Origin of the sequence: Pseudomonas sp. NPDC087626, from assembly GCF_044743405.1 — a bacterium.
In the GTDB taxonomy this organism is placed as follows: Bacteria; Pseudomonadota; Gammaproteobacteria; order Pseudomonadales; family Pseudomonadaceae; genus Aquipseudomonas.
In genome coordinates, this window is record NZ_JBIUWJ010000007.1 from 1 (window position 1) to 18,345 (window position 18,345).

The following is an 18,345-nucleotide window of genomic DNA, read 5'->3' on the forward strand; positions in this document are numbered from 1 at the left end:
TCCTATATGAATATTCATATAGGAATGACGTAATCATTTATGGAGGGGGGGAAATTAAGCTTTTGGCTTAATGAGGCCGCGCCGCAGAGAAGGCGACAGGATCGCGTACTTATTCGAAAAGGAGTGCGTCGGCGACGGCTAGCAGGGGGCAATGGAGAAACCAGTGCGGGGCCGAATGTACCACCTGAGTTTCGGAGCGTCTAGCCCTCAATAACGAAAAGCCCCGCAATTTGCGGGGCTTTTCGGGTACCACCTGCAACGACGCTTAGATGTTGGCGTCGAGGAAGGCAGCCAGTTGCGACTTCGACAGCGCACCGACCTTGGTGGCTTCGACGTTGCCGTTCTTGAACAGCATCAGCGTCGGAATACCACGCACGCCGTGCTTGGCCGGGGTTTCCTGGTTTTCGTCGATGTTCAGCTTGGCAACGGTCAGCTTGCCTTTGTAGGTCTCAGCGATTTCGTCCAGGACCGGAGCGATCATCTTGCATGGACCGCACCACTCAGCCCAGTAGTCGACCAGTACAGCACCTTCGGCCTTGAGTACGTCAGCTTCGAAGCTAGCGTCGCTAACGTGTTTGATAAGATCGCTGCTCATGGAAGTCTCCAGGTTGTAAGCAAAAAAACGTGGCCCATCATAGCCGCCCTTCCCTCGTTCAGGAAGCCGCAGTTGATTGAGTCTCGCTATGGTGTTGCGTGAGTTTGGGTATAGCTCAACTCCGGCGGCGGCGGGAGCCAGGGACGCAATTTGGCGACGCCCAGCAGGATTTGGCGGTTCGCCGACCGCCCGTCGCGTGCATTGCCTGAGTCCATGTGAAAGCGAGCCTGCTCGCGATTGCCCCCACAGCGCTCACCCACACAACTGAGTTGGATCAATGCTTTAAACACTGCGCGTTGGCGGCAGCGATTGATCGTGGCACGATGGTCGGGTTATCGACCGAGACCTCTAGACCATGCCCCAATCCCAAGCCAAGAATCTGTCCCTGATCGCCGCTATCGACCTGGGCTCGAACAGCTTCCATATGGTCGTGGCCAAGGCTCACCACAATGAGATCCGCATTCTCGAGCGGCTCGGCGAAAAGGTGCAACTGGCGGCCGGGATCGACGAGGCGCGCCAACTCAACGAAGAATCCATGCAGCGCGGGCTCGATTGCCTCAAGCGTTTTGCCCAACTGATCAACGGCATGCCCCTGGGTGCGGTGCGGATCGTCGGCACCAACGCCCTGCGTGAAGCGCGCAACCGTGGCGAATTCATCCGCCGCGCCGAAGAAATCCTCGGCCACCCGGTCGAAGTCATCTCCGGGCGAGAAGAAGCGCGCCTGATTTACCTGGGCGTTTCCCACACCCTCGCCGACACTCCGGGCAAGCGCCTGGTCGCCGACATCGGTGGCGGCAGTACCGAATTCATTATTGGCCAGCGCTTTGAGCCGCTGCTGCGCGAAAGCCTGCAAATGGGCTGCGTGAGCTTCACCCAGCGCTACTTCAAGGACGGCAAGATCACCCCGGCACGCTACGCCCAGGCGTACACCGCAGCGCGCCTGGAGATCATGAGCATCGAACACGCCCTGCACCGCCTGACCTGGGATGAGGCCATCGGCTCCTCGGGCACCATTCGCGCCATCGGCCTGGCCCTCAAGGCCGGCGGCCACGGCGCGGGCGAGGTCAATGCCGAAGGCCTGGCCTGGCTCAAGCGCAAGCTGTTCAAGCTGGGCGACGCCGAGAAGATCGACTTCGAAGGCATCAAGCCTGACCGTCGGGCGATCTTCCCGGCCGGCCTGGCGATTCTCGAAGCCATCTTCGACGCCCTTGAACTGCAGCGCATGGACCATTGCGACGGCGCCCTGCGCGAAGGCGTGCTGTACGACCTGCTGGGCCGCCATCACCACGAAGACGTCCGTGAGCGCACCCTGAGCTCGCTGATGGACCGTTACCACGTCGACCTGGAGCAAGCCGCTCGGGTTGAACGCAAGGCCCTGCACGCGTTCGACCAGGTGGCGGTGGACTGGGAGCTGGATGACGGTGTGTGGCGCGAGCTACTGGGCTGGGCCGCCAAGGTCCATGAAGTCGGCCTGGATATCGCTCACTACCATTACCACAAGCACGGCGCCTACCTGATCGAGCACTCCGACCTCGCCGGCTTCTCCCGCGAAGACCAACTGATGCTGGCGCTGCTGGTACGTGGTCACCGACGCAACATTCCCAAGGACAAGTTTGCCGAGTTCGGCGACGAAGGCATCAAGCTGATCCGCCTGTGCGTGCTGCTGCGCTTCGCGATCCTGTTCCATCACATCCGCGGCACCCAGACGATGCCCCAGGTCACCCTGCACGCCAACCGCGACAGCCTGGAAGTGCAGTTCCCGGAACAGTGGCTGGACGACAATCAGCTGACCCAGGCCGACTTCGCCCTGGAGGCCGAGTGGCTGGCGCGGATCGGGTTCACCCTCAACGTGCGCTGAGGCATGGCCTGACCGGTGCAGAAACAAAAATGGCGATCCCCAGGGATCGCCATTTTTTTGCCTGCTACCTGTCGATCAACTGCTGACCGGCAAGATCGGGCTGCCCAGACGCTCGAGCAACGTCGCCTGCGCACTGCGCGGGTTCTGGTTGCCGGTCGGGGTGTTGCGGATGTACCGACCGTCCGACTGCAGGCTCCAGCTGTGGGTGTTGTCGCTGAGGTACAGCTCCAGCTCTTTCTTGACCCGGGTCAGCAGTTTCTTGCCTTCTACCGGGAAGCAGGTCTCAACCCGTTTATCCAGGTTGCGCTCCATCCAGTCGGCACTGGACAGGAACATCTGCTCCTCGCCGCCATTGAGGAAGTAGAACACCCGCGTGTGCTCGAGGAAGCGACCGATGATCGAGCGCACGTGAATGTTGTGCGAGACCCCGGCGATGCCTGGCCGCAGGCAGCACATGCCACGCACCACCAGGTCGATGCGCACCCCTGATTGGCTGGCCTTGTACAGCGCGCGGATGATCTTCGGATCGGTCAGCGAGTTGAACTTGGCAATGATGTGTGCCGGCTTGCCGTCGAGTGCAAACTGGGTTTCGCGGGCAATCATGTCGAGCATGCCCTTCTTCAGGGTAAACGGCGCGTGCAGCAGCTTCTTCATGCGCAGCGTCTTGCCCATGCCGATCAACTGGCTGAACAGTTTGCCGACGTCTTCACACAAGGCATCGTCGGACGTCAGCAAGCTGTAGTCGGTATACAGGCGGGCGTTGGCGGCGTGGTAGTTACCGGTACCCAGGTGCGCGTAGCGGACGATTTCGCCAGCCTCGCGACGCAGGATCAGCATCATCTTGGCGTGAGTCTTGAAGCCGACCACACCGTAGATCACCACCGCACCGGCAGCCTGCAAGCGGCTGGCCAGTTGCAGGTTGGACTCTTCATCAAAGCGCGCACGCAGCTCGATCACCGCCGTGACTTCCTTGCCGTTACGCGCGGCGTCGACCAGGGCATCGACGATTTCCGAGTTGGCGCCGGAACGGTACAGGGTCTGGCGGACCGCCAGCACATGCGGGTCCTTGGCAGCCTGGCGCAGCAGGTCGACCACCGGGGTGAACGACTCGAACGGGTGCAGCAGCAGAATGTCCTGCTTGCTGATCACGCTGAAAATGTTCTCGCTGTTCTGCAGCAGTTTCGGAATCTGCGGGGTGAACGGCGTGTATTGCAGCTCGGGGTGACTGTCCAGGCCGGTGATGCTGAACAGGCGCGTCAGGTTGACCGGGCCGTTGACCTGATACAACTCGGTCTCGTGCAGGTTGAACTGCTTGAGCAGGTAGTCGGACAGGTGTTTCGGGCAAGTGTCGGCCACCTCCAGGCGCACCGCATCGCCGTAGCGCCGCGAGAACAGCTCGCCGCGCAGGGCGCGGGCCAGGTCTTCGACATCTTCGGTGTCGACCGACAGGTCGGCGTTGCGGGTCAGGCGGAACTGGTAGCAGCCCTTGACCTTCATGCCCTGGAACAGGTCGTCGGCGTGCGCATGGATCATCGACGACAGGAACACATAGTTATCGCCGGTGCCGCCGACTTCTTCCGGCAGCTTGATGACCCGTGGCAGCAAACGTGGTGCCGGGATGATCGCCAGGCCGGAGTCACGACCGAAGGCGTCGATGCCCTCGAGCTCGACGATGAAGTTCAGGCTCTTGTTCACCAGCAACGGGAACGGGTGCGTCGGATCGAGGCCGATCGGGGTGATGATCGGTGCGATCTCATCGCGGAAATAGCGGCGTACCCAGGTCTTGATCTTGGTGTTCCAGTGACGCCGACGGATGAAGCGGACCTGATGTTTCTCCAGCTCCGGCAATAGGATGTCGTTGAGGATGGCGTACTGGCGATCGACATGGCCGTGCACCAGTTCGCTGATGCGGGCCAGCGCCTGATGCGGCTGCAGGCCGTCGGCACCGGCTTGTTCGCGGGCGAAGGTGATTTGTTTCTTCAGCCCGGCGACACGAATCTCGAAGAACTCGTCCAGGTTGCTGGAGAAGATCAGCAGGAACTTCAGCCGCTCCAGCAAGGGATAGGACTCATCCAGCGCCTGTTCCAGCACGCGGATGTTGAACTGCAGTTGCGACAGCTCGCGATGGATATACAGGCTGCTGTCATCCAGGCCCGGGATCGCGATGGCCGGCGCCGCCGGGGCGGCGTCGGCGACCACCACCGGCGGCGCTGCGACCGGTTCACGTTCCGGCAGCGCTTCGGGGGTGGATTCAACGACGGGCTCGACCACGGGCTGAGCTTCGTTTACAGCAACTTCAGTGAGTCCTTCGGTATTCATCGCGTGTTCCTGGGAGGGCTATTTTTGCTCTCGTAACAATTGAGCGGCACGTACGGCAAAGTAGGTGAGGATGCCATCAGCACCGGCGCGTTTGAAAGCGGTCAGGGATTCAAGAATCACCCCTTCGCTCAACCAGCCATTCTGGATTGCCGCCATGTGCATGGCGTATTCACCGCTGACCTGATAGACAAAGGTCGGCACTTTAAATTCTTCTTTGACTCGATAAAGAATATCCAGGTACGGCATGCCTGGCTTGACCATGACCATATCCGCACCTTCTGACAAGTCGCTAGCCACTTCATGCAAGGCTTCGTTGCCGTTGGCCGGATCCATCTGGTAGGACGCCTTGTTTGCCTTGCCCAGGTTCAGGGCCGAGCCGACTGCGTCGCGGAACGGACCGTAGTAGGCACTGGCGTACTTGGCCGAGTAAGCCATGATCCGCACGTTGACATGACCGGCCAGCTCCAGCGCTTCGCGGATCGCCTGGATCCGTCCATCCATCATGTCCGAGGGGGCCACCACCTGGGCACCTGCCGCAGCATGGGACAAAGCCTGGCGGACCAATGCATCGACGGTGATGTCGTTCTGCACGTAGCCTTCTTCATCAAGGATACCGTCCTGGCCGTGGGTGGTGAACGGGTCCAGTGCGACATCGGTGATCACCCCCAGCTCCGGGAACCGTGCACGCAGCGCGCGGGTAGCGCGCTGGGCAATGCCGTCCGGATTCCAGGCCTCGGCGGCGTCCAGGGACTTGAGCTCGCTCGGGGTCACCGGGAACAGCGCGATGGCCGGGATGCCAAGTTCTACCCACTGGGCCGCTTCCTCGAGCAACAAGTCGATAGTCAGGCGCTCTACGCCTGGCATCGAGGCCACCGCTTCGCGACGGTTCTCACCGTCCAGCACAAACACCGGCAGAATCAGGTCGTTGCTGGTCAGGACATTTTCCCGCACCAGACGGCGCGAAAAGTCATCACGACGGTTGCGACGCAGGCGGGTTGCAGGAAACAAACGGTTGGCGGGGGTAAAGCTCACGGCAGACTCCTGAGCCCGCGCTGGCGGGCGAGCGTGACAGTTATAAGCGCTCATTATGACCGTCGTATGACAGTTGTGTGCACCCCTGTGACCAGTAGCCGCATTCATTGTCCTTGTAGGAAATGTTCACGTCGAGACACATTTGGATACTTTCCTCCCTGAGCCCGAAGGGTTAGGCTGCGCGTTCATTTCGCCAGCACCCAGACAATGCTCCAACAATTCCTGCATGATTTTGGCTACTTTGCCCTCTTTCTAGGCACGTTCTTCGAAGGCGAAACCATCCTGGTTCTTGCGGGATTCCTCGCGTTCCGCGGATACATGGACATCAATGTGGTGGTGGTCGTGGCGTTCCTCGGCAGCTATGCCGGTGACCAGCTGTGGTACTTCCTGGGACGCAAGCACGGGCGCAAGCTGCTGGCGCGCAAACCACGCTGGCAAATGATGGGCGACCGGGCGCTGGAGCATATCCGCAAGCACCCGGACATCTGGGTCCTGAGCTTTCGTTTCGTCTACGGCCTGCGCACGGTGATGCCGGTGGCCATCGGCCTGTCGGGATACCCGCCGGGACGCTACCTGATCCTCAACGGCATCGGCGCGGCGATCTGGGCTACCGCGCTGGCGGCTGCCGCCTATCATTTTGGCGCAGTGCTCGAAGGCATGCTGGGCAGCGTCAAGAAGTACGAGCTATGGGTGCTTGGTGCCCTGCTGGTGCTGGGCGTCGTCCTGTGGCTGCGTCGCCGTTTCAAGAACGCTCGCCTGGCCCGTCAGGTCTATGCCGACGAGCAGGCCTTGATCGCCGAAAAGGCCAAGAACGAGCCTACGACGCCAGCCGAGTGAACGACTTTTGGCAAGCGTACAGCGCAATCCCACTCAGCACACTGTAAGCGCTCAGGCCGACCCAGATCAGATTGCTGGCCGGCCATAGCCCCGCCAGCGGTGCCAGCCATACCAGCGGTAGGTTCGATAGCAGCCGCAGCAGTTCCAGCCTGAGCGCCTGCGGGCGATTCTCCAGGGCCATGCCCAGCACAAACAGACCGAACGCCAGCGCGACCCAACCCAGCAGCAACGCGCTGCCGGGCAGGTGTTGCTCACGACCCAGCAGGTAACTGCCCAAGGCAACGTACAGGCAGAACTGCAGGGCTACGTACAGTTGCTGGCGCCCGGCTAATGGCACCTCGAACTTGCGGAACTGGCTCAACTGCGGCTTGTGCAACGGGTACTTGGCGGCAACGTCCGCTGGCCGCCAGCCGGTACGCATGAACCAGATCCGCAGCTTGTCCCATCGCCGCTCGGCGCGCCGCGCATCGGTCCACAACTGCGCGTAGAACTGCACGTTCGCCCACAACGGATTCCAGCTGGCCAGCGGTGTGGTCACGCCAAAAATCACCGGCTCGTTGTCGTCCTCTTCCTGGTAAGAGCCAAACAGCCGGTCCCAAATAATGAACACCCCGCCGTAGTTGCGATCCATGTAGAGAGCGTTCTGTGCATGGTGAGCACGATGATTGGATGGGGTCACGAAGAACCACTCGAACCAGCCCAGCTTGGGAATGTGCCGGGTGTGGACCCAGAACTGGTACAGCAGGTTCAGCGCCGCGACACTGACAAACACCAGCAGGGGCACGCCGAGCACTGCCAGCGGCAGATAGAAGATCCAGCCCAGCAGGAACCCGGTGCTGGTCTGGCGCAGCGCCGTGGACAGGTTGTAGTCCTCGCTTTGATGGTGCACCGAATGCGCCGCCCAGAGGATGTTGCGCTCATGGCCACAGCGGTGCAGCCAGTAGTAGCACAAGTCATAGAGGACAAAGGCCGACACCCAGGTCCACGGGTTGTCCGCCGACAGTTCGAACAGCGCCAGGTGCTCGAGGGCAAAGGCGTAGGTCAGCAGGCCCACGCCCTTGGTCAGCAGCCCGGTGGTGGTCGACAACACGCCCGTGCTGAGGCTGTTGATCGCGTCCGCCAGGCGGTAATGACTGACTCCCCGCCAACGGTCGGCCAGCAGCTCGATGGCAATCAGCACGAAGAAAAACGGCACCGCATACAAAATGAAATTCATGACGCGACCCGTGGGCAGTGGTTGTCCAGAGATTAGGCCCAGACACGCAGCAACCCTATGGCAACGAGCGACAAATTAGTGGACATTTAGCGCCATGAACCTGGAGAAGAACCCATGAGCAAAAAAGTTGCAGTGATACTTTCCGGCTGTGGCGTCTATGACGGCGCCGAGATCCACGAAAGCGTGATTACCCTGCTGCGCCTCGACCAGCGTGGCGCACAGGTGCAGTGCTTTGCCCCGAACATCACCCAGTTGCATGTGATCAACCACCTGAGCGGCGAAGAAATGCCCGAGTCGCGCAATGTGCTGGTGGAGTCGGCCCGCATCGCCCGTGGCCAGGTCAAGGACCTGCGTGACGCCAACGCCGAGGACTTCGATGCGCTGATCGTTCCCGGAGGGTTTGGCGCCGCCAAAAACCTTTCCAACTTTGCCATCGAAGGCGCGGGCTGCAGCCTGCAACCGGAAGTCCTGGCCCTGGCCGAGGCCTTTGCCGAAGCCGGCAAGCCGGTGGGCCTGATCTGTATTTCCCCGGCCCTGGCGGCGAAGATCTACGGTCCCGGCGTCACTTGCACCATCGGCAACGACGCCGATACCGCTGCGGCGCTGACCAAGATGGGCGCCACCCACACCGACTGCGCCGTCACCGACATCGTCGAAGACAAGGCGCGCAAACTGGTGAGCACCCCGGCCTACATGCTGGCGCAGTCGATCAGCGAAGTGGCTTCAGGCATCAACAAGCTGGTGGACCGGGTGCTCGAACTGACCCACGAAAACGACGCCTGACCTACCCCGCAGCAGGCGCTGGCGTGCCAGCGCAAAGGGCCTGGGTGGCAACGTTCAGGCCTGGCGGCTGAGCCGGGTCAGGATCCGGTCCAGCGCATTGGCGAACGCCTGTTTTTCCCGTTCGCCGAACGGCGCCGGACCGCCACTCATCTGCCCCTGTTCACGCAGGTCGGTGAACAGATTGCGCACCGCCAGGCGGTCGCCCATGTTCTGTGCATCGAACTCCTTGCCGCGCGGGTCCAGCGCGGCAACGCCCTTCTTCACCAGGCGGTCGGCCAGCGGCACATCGCTGCAGATCACCAACTCGCCGGGTACGGCATGCTCCACCAGGTAGTCGTCCGCCGCATCCGGGCCGCTGGGCACCACGATCAACTTGACCAGCGCCAGACCCGGCTTGGTCTGCGGCTGCCCCGCCACCAGCAGCACCTCGAACTGACGCTTGAGGGCAAACTTCACTACCAGATCCTTCGCCGCCCTGGGGCAGGCATCGGCATCGATCCAGACTCGCATTGTGTTTTCCTCTGTTGAAAGCATCGCGGGCAAGTCGAATGCTGGTTACGAAACCGGCATGCGCCGCTTCTCGGCCATACGACTGCGGCTGTACAACACGACAATCGCCAGGATCGCCACTGCCTGCGCACCAAGCGAATAGGCATCAGCGTGAATCCCCAGCCAGTCGAAGTCAAAGAATGGCACCGGACGCGTGCCAAAGACCCCGGCTTCCTGCAAGGCTTTCACACCATGCCCGGCAAACACCACCGACAAGGCGCAGAGCAGCCCGGCATTGATGCCGAAGAACAGGGCCAGGGGCAATTTCGCCGAGCCGCGCAAAATCACCCAGGCCAGGCCGATCAGCAGCACCAGCGCGGTTGCACCACCCGCCAGCACCGCGTTATGCCCGGCCGGGCCGGCTTGCAGCCACAGGGTTTCGTAGAACAGGATCACTTCGAACAGCTCGCGGTACACCGAGAAAAACGCCAGGATCGCAAAACCGAAACGCCCACCTCCGCCCACCAGGCTGCTCTTGATGTAATCCTGCCAGGCCGCCGCATGGCGACGGTCGTGCATCCAGACACCCAGCCATAGCACCATGACGCTGGCGAACAGGGCGGTCGCCCCTTCGAGCAGTTCGCGCTGGGCGCCACTGACATCGATCACATAGGCGGCCAACGCCCAGGTGGCAAGACCGGCCAGCAAGGCCAGGCCCCAGCCGACATTGACACTGCGCACCGCCGATTGCTGGCCAGTGTTACGCAGGAACGCGAGGATCGCCGCCAGTACGAGGATCGCCTCCAGGCCTTCGCGCAACAGGATCAACAGGCCAGAGATGTAGCTCAGCGACCAGCTCAAGCCATCGCTGCCCAGAAGGCTGGCGGACTCCTTGAGCTTGGCTTTGGCGGTATCCAGGCGCTGCTGGGCCTGCTCCACCGGCAAACCGTCCTGCAGCGACTGACGGTAGGCCATCAGCGACTTTTCGGTGTCTTTGCGCACTGTGGCGTCGACGTTATCCAGCGAGCTCTCGACCAGCTCGAACCCCTCCAGATACGCCGCCACCGACAGGTCGTAGGCCTGGTCGTGGTCGCCGGCACGATAGGCGGCGATGCTCTTGTCCAGGGTCGCGGCGGTGTAGTCGAGCAACTGCCCCGGGCCACGCTTGACTTGCGGAGGCTGGGCCCGTTGCGCACGGAAGGTGGCCGCCGCTTCAGGTCCGTCGGCCGCCAGCACTTCGGCCGGCGTCTGGCGCGCCAGATCGGCCAGGTTGTAGGTCTGCTGGTTTTTCACCGCCGCCGGGTCGACGCTGAAACTAGCGATGTAAGTGGCCAGGTCCCAGCGCTGACGCTCGTCCAGCTGATCGGCGAACGCCGGCATGTCGGTGCCTTCGATGCCCTGCCCAAGGGTGCTGTAGATCGCGTAGAGACTCAGGCGGTCCTGGCGCGAGCTATCCCGCAGGTTCGCCGGCGCAGGCTCCAGGCCGACCCCGGCGGGGCCATCGCCAGCACCGCTGGCGCCATGGCACACCGAGCAATGCTGGGCATACAACGGTGCACCGCGCACGGGGTCGGGGGTAATGATCGGCGCTTGGCTGACCTCGTAGGCCACCGCCAGCTTCGCACCCAACTGCCGCGCCTGGCGGGCGACACTCACACCGTCCTGGCGCTCGGCGACCGCCTTGCTCAGTGCGAGCACGCCCTGCTCCAACTCAGGCTTCTGCGGCCTGGCCGGCAATCCCGCGATAAAACCCTGCAGCGCCCGCAGAAACTCGACCTGCTCCTGATACTCGGCGGCATCGATCACCTTGCCTGCCTCGACCGCCGCCGGGTAATCGGCGCCAATGTAATCGAGTACATGCAGGGCCTGGGGAGCGCCTTCCACGGTGTCGGCCAGCAGATTGAAACTGCACAGCGATAACCACGGGAGCACCAGCCAGGCCAGAAAACGGGACGGGGCAGTCATGAATGAATCTCAATTGGAAATACGAAGTTACATATTGTTCACTTCGAATGAGTTTCACTCAAGCTTTGTCGCGCTTTGGGCGTTTTATCCCGCGCAGAAATGAAAAAGGCGACCCCTCAGGGTCGCCTTGCCGGGTGCCGGTCGGCTTATACCACCGCTTTACGCAGAGTCGCCATAAACGCCGCAGCACCAATGAACAAACCAGCAAAGGTACGGTTCATGCGTTTCTGTTGCTTAGGAGTACGCAGCAGGCGCAGCACCTTGGACGCAAGGCCCGTGTAGCCGGCCATCACCACCAGGTCGACGCAGATCATCGTCGCCCCCAGGATCAGGTACTGCGCCACCAGCGGTGCGTGCGGGTCAATGAACTGTGGCAGTACCGCCAGCATGAACACCAATGCCTTGGGATTGCTAACGTTCACCAGGAAACCGCGGAACATCAGGGCCAAGGGCTTGCCGATCGGGCGAACCGCCGCATCATCGTTCAGGTCGCTGGGCAGCGCTTGCCATTGCTTGACGGCGAGAAACACCAGGTAGGCAACACCAAACCACTTGATCACATAAAACGCAGTGGCCGACGTCGCGAGAATCGCCCCGACCCCGGCCGCGACGATTGCAATCTGCAAGGCCAGGCCCAGTTGCAGGCCCAGGGCGTTCCAGTAACCGCGCCAGAACCCGTAGCGCAAACCGCTGGACATCGACGCGATGGCGCCGGCGCCCGGAGAAAGGCTGATCACCCAGCAGGCGGCAAAAAACGCCAGCCATGTTTCAAGCACCATCGCACACCTCGACTCAAGCTTCTTGTCAGGCGTCTAAGCTAATGCGCCAGCCGGCGAATGACTATCGATTTTTTGCAGGAAGTGGGCGCTGCCGACCAGCGTGTCGGCTATTTTTCAAAGCCGCTGGAAGGCAGTACGTCGCTACCGCGCCAGCGGCGCACCGAGCGCTGGAAGAACAGGCTGTTGGGCACTTGCACCATGGCGCTACCGGTGCCCAGTTCCTCGGCCTCGATCAACGTGGTGTACAGCAGGTTGATCGCCACCACTCGACCCTTGACGCCGGGCTTGTCGGTGGTGTCCACCAACTCGACCACATCCCCCAGGCGAAACGGCCCGACGGTGAAGATCAGGATCGCGCACAGCAGGTTCGACAGCACACTCCACATGGCGAAGAAAGCCACCGCGGCGACCGCGACAAAGCCGGATAGCGCGGTCCACAGCACCGTGGCGGAAACCCCCAGGCGCTCGAGGACAAAGATCAGCGCACTGCCCATGATCAGCCAGCGCAGGCCGCCGCGCAGCGGCATCAGCAACTGCGGCGGAAACGGGTAACGCTCACCCAGACGAGTCAGGCCCTTCGCCACGAAGCGCTGCGTCAGGTAACCCGCCAACAGGATCAGCAGGATCTGCACGCCGAGCCAGATCGGCTCGACCCACACGGCCGGCAATGGCAGCTTGAAGGCTTCCATCACGACAACGCCTCCAGCTCCGCCTGCATGCCTTCCAGCAGTTCCAGGGCTTGCATCCAGGCTTCTTCAAGCTCGGCTTCACGGACTTTCAATTTGGCCTGCTCGGCCAGCAGGTCACGCAATTCGTTCTTGCGCGCCGGCTCGTAGATATCGCTGTCGCCCAGACTAGTGTCGACCTTGGCCAGTTTCTCGTGCAGCTTGCCCAACTCGGCTTCCAGCTTGTCGGCTTCGCGCTTGTGCGGTGCCAGTTGCTGGCGCAACGCCGCGGCTGCCTGGCGCTGGGCCTTCTTGTCGGTCTTGTCCGGGTTGACCGGTGTGCTACTCACCGGCGCGTTGCGCTGGCGATACTCGACCAGCCAGCGGGCGTAGTCTTCCAGGTCGCCGTCGAACTCCTCGACCTTGCCATCGGCCACCAGGAAAAAGTTGTCGGTGGTGCTTTTGAGCAAGTGACGGTCGTGGGAGACCACCAGTACCGCACCACTGAATTCCTGCAGGGCCATGGTCAGCGCCAGGCGCATTTCCAGGTCCAGGTGGTTGGTCGGTTCGTCGAGCAGCAGCAGGTTCGGCCGCTCCCAGGCGATCAGGGCCAGCGCCAGGCGAGCTTTTTCGCCGCCGGAGAAGTTCAGCACCGGCTCGTCGATCCGTGCACCACGGAAGTCGAAGCCGCCGAGGAAATCGCGCAGGGTCTGCTCACGCTCGGTTGGCGCCAGGCGCTGCAAGTGCAGCAACGGGCTGGCCTTGGCATCCAGCGAGTCCAGTTGGTGCTGGGCAAAGTAACCCACCACCGTGTTCTCGCCACGGGTCAGGCGGCCTGCCAGCGGCTCGAGCTCACCGGCTAGGTTCTTGATCAGGGTCGACTTGCCCGCACCGTTGGGGCCGAGCAGGCCGATCCGGGCGCCGGGGGTCAGTTGCAGCTTGACCTTCTCCAGGATGGTCTTGTCGCCATACCCCAGGCGGGCGTCGGACAGGTCGATCAGTGGGCTGGAGATCTTTGTCGACTCGCGGAACACGAAGTCGAACGGCGAATCGACGTGGGCAGCGGACAACTCCTCCATCCGCTCCAGCGCCTTGATCCGGCTCTGGGCCTGGCGGGCCTTGGTGGCCTGGGCCTTGAAACGGGCGATGTAGCTTTCCATGTGCGCCCGCTGAGCCTGCTGCTTCTCGTAGGCCTGTTGTTGCTGCGCCAGACGTTCGGCACGGGCCCGTTCGAACGCCGTGTAGCCACCGCGGTACAGGGTGATCTTGCGCTGATCGACGTGGGCCACGTGATCGACCACCGCATCGAGGAAGTCACGGTCGTGGGAAATCAGCAGCAGGGTGCCGGGGTAGCTCTTTAGCCACTCTTCGAGCCAGATGATGGCGTCGAGGTCCAAGTGGTTGGTCGGCTCATCGAGCAGCAACAGGTCCGATGGACACATCAATGCCTGCGCCAGGTTCAGACGCATCCGCCAGCCACCGGAGAAATCTCCGACCTGACGGTCCATCTGCTCGTTGGTGAACCCCAACCCGGCGAGCAATTTGCGCGCACGGGCGTCGGCGGTATAGCCGTCGGCGCTATCGAGTTCCGAATGCAGGCGCGCCAGGGCGGCACCATCATGGGCCGCTTCGGCTGTCGCCAGGTCGCGCTGGACCTCGCGCAGGCGCAGGTCGCCATCGAGCACGTAGTCGACCGCCAGGCGTTCGAGCGTCTCGATTTCCTGGCGCATATGGGCGATACGCCAATCGGCCGGCAGGAAGCAGTCACCCGAATCCGGGTGCAGCTCGCCCCGGATCAAGGCGAACAGGCTCGATTTGCCGGCGCCGTTGGCACCGATGAGGCCGGCTTTGTGGCCGGCGTGCAGGGTCAGCTCGGCGTCTTCTAGCAGACGTTGCGGGCCACGCTGTAAAGTCAGGTTCTGAAGTCGAATCATAATGGCGGCGGAGTCTACCAGCTTCGCTCGCAACTAGCGCGAGTAGCACTATGTCCTCTGACCTGTGGAGCTTTTCCCTCGACACCTATGCACGACCTGGCGTGGAGGACGCGTGCCTGCGATTGCAAGGCGCCGGGGCCAATGTCTGCCTGCTGCTCTGCGCGGCCTGGCTCGGTGCACGGGGTGTCGCCTGCAACCGCCAACGCCTTCTAGACCTTCAGCAAGTCGCCTTGCCCTGGTCCCGCGACGTGGTGGAGCCCCTCCGGCAATTGCGCACGTCATGGAAACTCGCCGCGGCAGCGGACCCACAGCTCGCGACTCTGCGCGCGCAGGTCAAGGCACTGGAGCTTGCAGCCGAGCGGCAACTGTTGGGGCGTCTGGAAAGTTCGGCACAGGACTGGCCGGCAGCTCAAGCGAACGACTTGGCCGCGTGGCTGGAAGGATTGGCGACGGACGCCGCCAACCTTGATCGCGACGCGCTGCAGCAGCTGCGCGTCGCGTTGACCTCGGCTTAGGAAGCGCTGGTCGGGGTGTTGGTGGTGCTGTTGGTGGCGGCTGGCGCGGTGCTGGTCACTGCGACCGGCGCTGACGCTGGCGCAGCGGCTGGCGTGGGGGTCGCCGGTTTGGCAGCCACGGCAGCGGTGGCAGGCTTGGCAGCAGCCGGTTTCGCGGCCACCGGCTTTTTCACCGCAGGCTTGGCGGCGGGCTTGGCCGCTGCTGGCTTGGCTGCAGGTTTCGCAGCGCTGGCTGCCGCAGGTTTTGCTGCTGGCTTGGCAGGTGCCTTGGCAGCAGGCTTGGCGGCTGGTTTAGCAGCCGGCTTGACCACAGGTTTAGCGGCAACCGGTTTGGCTGCTGGCTTGACGGCCGGTTTCGCGGCAGCGGTTTTCGCTACAGGCTTGGCGGCCGGTTTTGCGGCGGCGGTTTTCGCGGCAGGCTTGGCGGCGGCTGGTTTTGCCACTGGCTTGGCTGCTGGTTTGGCCGCAGCGGTTTTTGCCACTGGCTTGGCCGCTGGTTTGGCTGCAGCGGTTTTTGCCACTGGCTTGGCCGCTGGTTTGGCCGCTGCAGTTTTAGCCGGGGTCTTGGCTGCAGGCTTGGCCACAGTTTTAGCTGGAGCCTTGGTCGCTGCCGGTTTGGCCGCAGGTTTTTTTGCCGCCGGTGCTGGCTTGGCCGAACGCTGGGTCAAGACCTTGCCAACGGCCTCTTTCACCCGGCCTACACCCTGGGCCAGTTTCAGGCTTTCCTGGGCATCGCGTTTGAGATTGAGGATGTAGTTGCGCGTCTCGGATTGACGGTCCTTGAGCGCGTCGAGCAGGTCTTCAAGTTCCTTGACCGCACCCTTGGCCTTGGCCTGTGCCTTGGACTTGCCGGCCGCCGCAGCGTCCTGCAATTTGGTGCGCGATTTGTGCAGTTTTTCCTGAGCTTTTCCGCGTTGCTTTTCCAGCTTGGCGAGCAGTTTTTCAGCATCAGCCAAGGCTTGTGAACAAGCATTTTCCAAATGTTCGAGCAGGCTGCCCGAAAGCTGTTGGAGTAAGTGCAACGGAGTATTTACAGGCTTCTTATTGGCCGACATGGGTTACCTCCTGGCTGACGTGAGTGCGGCTCATACTAGACCTCTGCTGCTACCGCCGCTAGGGCATGTTGACAGTATCGATTGCCGTGGGTTGCACGGAACTGAAAATGTTCCGCCTGCACCTCAAAGCAGTTCACCGACCGAGGCATTCTCACTGGCATAATCCTGCGCATTCCACGCTGGAGAATGCTCATGTCGCGTCTGCTTTTTTTACCCCTGTGCCTGATTTTTTCAATGGCGCAGGCTGCTGAAAAAAAACCTGGGGATGAGGCTCATGATCTCGCCTACAGCCTCGGTGCGAGCCTGGGTGAACGCCTGCGCCAGGAGGCTCCCAACCTGCAGATCCAAGCACTGATCGAAGGCTTGCAACAGGCCTATCAAGGCAAGCCGCTGGCGCTCGACGACCAGCAGATCGAGCGGATCCTGACCGAGCACGAAGCACGAATGAGCGAGCGGCCAGGCGTACCGCAAAGTGAAGTTGCCCTGCAAACGGAGCAGCGTTTTCTGGCTAGCGAAAAGTCCCGCCCGGGCGTGCGCGAACTGGCGGACGGCATTCTGCTGACCGAGCAAGTTGCCGGCAGCGGCGCCAAGGCCGGCCCCCATGACAAGGTCCAGGTTCGCTACATTGGCAGGCTACCCGACGGCACGGTGTTCGATCAGAACGAGCAGCCGCAATGGTTCAGTCTCGACAGCGTGATTCGTGGTTGGCGCACCGCCCTGCAGCAGATGCCGGTGGGGGCAAAATGGCGCCTGGTGATTCCTTCGGCACAGGCCTATGGTGCCGACGGCGCCGCAGACCTGATCGCCCCGTTTACACCCTTGGTATTTGAAGTGGAGCTGCTCGGCGTCTCCGGCTGATCAATCCGCGAAAACGCAAAACGGCGCGCCATGCGCACCGTTTTGGAGGTTACCAACCGCTCAAGGTTCAGGCTTGTGCCGGAGCCTCTTCCTTGTGGGCGGTGTGTAGCACTTCGATCAGGCAGTCTTCCAGTTCGAAGCGCTCGTGGAGCAAGCCACCCAGCTCCTTGAACTTCTCGGCAACACACTTGCCGGCATCGCACAGATCATTGAACGCCAGCAGCTTTTCAGTGATGACGTCGATGCGTGGGTAGAGGGTTTCAGCCAACTCCAGACCGCGCTTGTCGCCAAACGCCTTGGCCTCGCCGGTGAGCTGTTCGTAGATCTCGAAATGGCCGGCAGAGACGTAGTCGACCAGGACCCCGCAGAACTCCTGTAAAGGCTGTCGATTGTCGCCCAGCGCCTCGGGCTTGGCACCGAGAGCATCATAGGCCCGAACCAGCTCGTGACGCTCCTGCAACCAGCGATCGATCAGCAGGTGCACTCCACCCCAGCGTTCCTGAGCATTCTGACAACTTTCGAGCATGGTGATCTCTCTTCCCTTTTGGGTAATGCCACCCGCGCTGGCCGCAAGACTTGAGGATCAAGGTTCGGCCAGGCAAGGCACCATCGAGCAACATGAATCCAATGACACGTGCGGGCCAGATTATGCTCGCACGCCAACTGCTTCAAGGTACGCAGGAGATAAAGTTCATACAAGTGTTTAATCCGTTGTCCAGCCCGGGTGCGACGACTCGCCGCTGGACGGTCGCTGACAGGCATACCAGACCAGTCGCAGAGTTTGGTAAGTGGCGAGAATCAGCACCGCGACAAAAAACATCAGGCTCCACTCAGCGATGCTCAGGTCGAACAGCGACCAGGAAATATGCGCACAATCGACAGTGCCATTGAACATTCGCTTGAGCAGGCACAACAACGGAGTGTCGGGTGAATAGCCCAGGGTTTCTGGCGCACAGGCCACCAATTGCTTGACCGGGTCACTTTGCAACAGCACCTGGCGCCACGCGATGGCCGTGCCCGCACCGGCACAGGTCAGGCCCGCCAGCCAGTACACGACGCTGCCCAGGCGCTGGGGGCCATGCAAGGCAGCACTCATGCAGACCAGCGTGAACAGCAGCAGACAGACCCGCTGCAGCATGCACAGGCCACAAGGCTCGAGGCCGATGGCGTACTCCAGATAATACGAAGCGCCCAAGGCCATGGCACCAGCAAGGAACGCCATGAAGAACAAGGAGCGTGAGCAGGCCAAAGACATGGCTTATCCGTAGAAGAAGGGACAGGCCATTACGGTAGAGGAAAGCGCTGAGGCCTTTCAAGGCGGGGGGGCGTGGAGACTTCGACAAGAACGTAGGGAAATGCCAACAGGCGCAGCAGGACTCCATGTAGCCCACTGTAAGACTGCGCCTACAGCGCGAAGATCGAGGTGTAATCCGGCCTTCGTGACA

General features: G+C 62.0%; 17 protein-coding genes. 5 read left to right on the forward strand and 12 right to left on the reverse strand.

Annotation, left to right across the window (positions count from 1 at the left end):
• Positions 1 to 265: 265 nt before the first annotated feature.
• The gene (gene trxA, locus ACIOVD_RS07785; RefSeq protein WP_003206727.1) at positions 266 to 595 is read right to left on the reverse strand and encodes a thioredoxin TrxA; all 330 of its coding nucleotides are present in this window, start codon (positions 593 to 595) and stop codon (positions 266 to 268) included.
• A 355-nt stretch (positions 596 to 950) separates the two neighbouring features.
• Between trxA and ppx the strand changes: the two genes are divergently transcribed.
• Entirely contained in the window at positions 951 to 2,453 is a 1,503-nt protein-coding gene (ppx, locus tag ACIOVD_RS07790; protein WP_095164760.1) for an exopolyphosphatase, read from the forward strand.
• A 75-nt stretch (positions 2,454 to 2,528) separates the two neighbouring features.
• Here ppx and ppk1 read toward each other — a convergent pair whose 3' ends face one another.
• Both ppk1 and hemB read right to left on the reverse strand, forming a co-directional pair.
• Positions 2,529 to 4,772 carry a polyphosphate kinase 1 gene (gene ppk1 / locus ACIOVD_RS07795; protein WP_095164762.1) on the reverse strand — a complete coding sequence of 748 codons (2,244 nt, stop codon included), beginning with the start codon at positions 4,770 to 4,772 and terminating at the stop codon, positions 2,529 to 2,531.
• An 18-nt stretch (positions 4,773 to 4,790) separates the two neighbouring features.
• Positions 4,791 to 5,804: a porphobilinogen synthase gene (gene hemB, locus ACIOVD_RS07800; protein ID WP_095164764.1), complete on the reverse strand. Its 1,014-nt coding sequence runs from the start codon at positions 5,802 to 5,804 to the stop codon at positions 4,791 to 4,793.
• A gap of 207 nt (positions 5,805 to 6,011) precedes the next feature.
• On the opposite strand from hemB, the gene ACIOVD_RS07805 reads away from it, so the two are divergent.
• Positions 6,012 to 6,641 carry a DedA family protein gene (locus ACIOVD_RS07805; protein ID WP_095164766.1) on the forward strand — a complete coding sequence of 210 codons (630 nt, stop codon included), beginning with the start codon at positions 6,012 to 6,014 and terminating at the stop codon, positions 6,639 to 6,641.
• Here ACIOVD_RS07805 and ACIOVD_RS07810 read toward each other — a convergent pair.
• Complete coding sequence (locus tag ACIOVD_RS07810; protein WP_401127014.1) at positions 6,622 to 7,857, reverse strand: sterol desaturase family protein; 1,236 nt, start codon at positions 7,855 to 7,857, stop codon at positions 6,622 to 6,624. The genes ACIOVD_RS07805 and ACIOVD_RS07810 overlap by 20 nt on opposite strands.
• 114 nt (positions 7,858 to 7,971) lie before the next feature.
• Here ACIOVD_RS07810 and elbB point away from each other — a divergent pair, with 114 nt between their 5' ends.
• Positions 7,972 to 8,640, forward strand: coding sequence for an isoprenoid biosynthesis glyoxalase ElbB (gene elbB, locus ACIOVD_RS07815; protein ID WP_401127016.1), 669 nt, complete (start codon positions 7,972 to 7,974; stop codon positions 8,638 to 8,640).
• 54 nt (positions 8,641 to 8,694) lie between these two features.
• Here the strand turns inward: elbB and ACIOVD_RS07820 are convergent, their stop codons facing one another.
• The 5 genes from ACIOVD_RS07820 to ACIOVD_RS07840 all read right to left on the reverse strand — a co-directional run bounded on the left by ACIOVD_RS07820 (position 8,695) and on the right by ACIOVD_RS07840 (position 14,472).
• A complete protein-coding gene (locus tag ACIOVD_RS07820) occupies positions 8,695 to 9,150 on the reverse strand; it encodes a YaiI/YqxD family protein (RefSeq protein ID WP_095164772.1) in 456 nt (151 codons plus the stop codon).
• A 45-nt stretch (positions 9,151 to 9,195) separates the two neighbouring features.
• Positions 9,196 to 11,094, reverse strand: coding sequence for an FTR1 family protein (locus tag ACIOVD_RS07825; protein ID WP_095164775.1), 1,899 nt, complete (start codon positions 11,092 to 11,094; stop codon positions 9,196 to 9,198).
• A 146-nt stretch (positions 11,095 to 11,240) separates the two neighbouring features.
• A complete protein-coding gene (locus ACIOVD_RS07830; RefSeq protein ID WP_095164777.1) occupies positions 11,241 to 11,873 on the reverse strand; it encodes a LysE family transporter in 633 nt (210 codons plus the stop codon).
• A 107-nt stretch (positions 11,874 to 11,980) separates the two neighbouring features.
• Positions 11,981 to 12,562, reverse strand: a complete 582-nt coding sequence (locus ACIOVD_RS07835) for a mechanosensitive ion channel family protein (RefSeq protein WP_095081887.1) — start codon at positions 12,560 to 12,562, stop codon at positions 11,981 to 11,983.
• Positions 12,562 to 14,472, reverse strand: a complete 1,911-nt coding sequence (locus tag ACIOVD_RS07840; protein ID WP_095164779.1) for an ATP-binding cassette domain-containing protein — start codon at positions 14,470 to 14,472, stop codon at positions 12,562 to 12,564. Before ACIOVD_RS07840 ends, ACIOVD_RS07835 begins: the two co-directional genes overlap by 1 nt.
• Positions 14,473 to 14,522: 50 nt before the next feature.
• Here ACIOVD_RS07840 and ACIOVD_RS07845 point away from each other — a divergent pair, with 50 nt between their 5' ends.
• The gene (locus ACIOVD_RS07845; protein WP_401127020.1) at positions 14,523 to 14,987 is read left to right on the forward strand and encodes a TIGR02444 family protein; all 465 of its coding nucleotides are present in this window, start codon (positions 14,523 to 14,525) and stop codon (positions 14,985 to 14,987) included.
• On the opposite strand, the gene ACIOVD_RS07850 is transcribed toward ACIOVD_RS07845, so the two are convergent.
• Positions 14,984 to 16,042, reverse strand: coding sequence for an AlgP family protein (locus ACIOVD_RS07850; protein WP_401127022.1), 1,059 nt, complete (start codon positions 16,040 to 16,042; stop codon positions 14,984 to 14,986). The two genes, ACIOVD_RS07845 and ACIOVD_RS07850, sit on opposite strands and share 4 nt — an antisense overlap.
• 192 nt (positions 16,043 to 16,234) lie before the next feature.
• Here ACIOVD_RS07850 and ACIOVD_RS07855 point away from each other — a divergent pair, with 192 nt between their 5' ends.
• Positions 16,235 to 16,900, forward strand: a complete 666-nt coding sequence (locus ACIOVD_RS07855) for an FKBP-type peptidyl-prolyl cis-trans isomerase (protein ID WP_401127024.1) — start codon at positions 16,235 to 16,237, stop codon at positions 16,898 to 16,900.
• A 67-nt stretch (positions 16,901 to 16,967) separates the two neighbouring features.
• On the opposite strand, the gene rsd is transcribed toward ACIOVD_RS07855, so the two are convergent.
• Entirely contained in the window at positions 16,968 to 17,426 is a 459-nt protein-coding gene (rsd, locus tag ACIOVD_RS07860; protein WP_095164787.1) for a sigma D regulator, read from the reverse strand.
• A 177-nt stretch (positions 17,427 to 17,603) separates the two neighbouring features.
• Complete coding sequence (locus ACIOVD_RS07865; RefSeq protein ID WP_095164789.1) at positions 17,604 to 18,155, reverse strand: disulfide bond formation protein B; 552 nt, start codon at positions 18,153 to 18,155, stop codon at positions 17,604 to 17,606.
• Positions 18,156 to 18,345 lie beyond the last annotated feature (190 nt).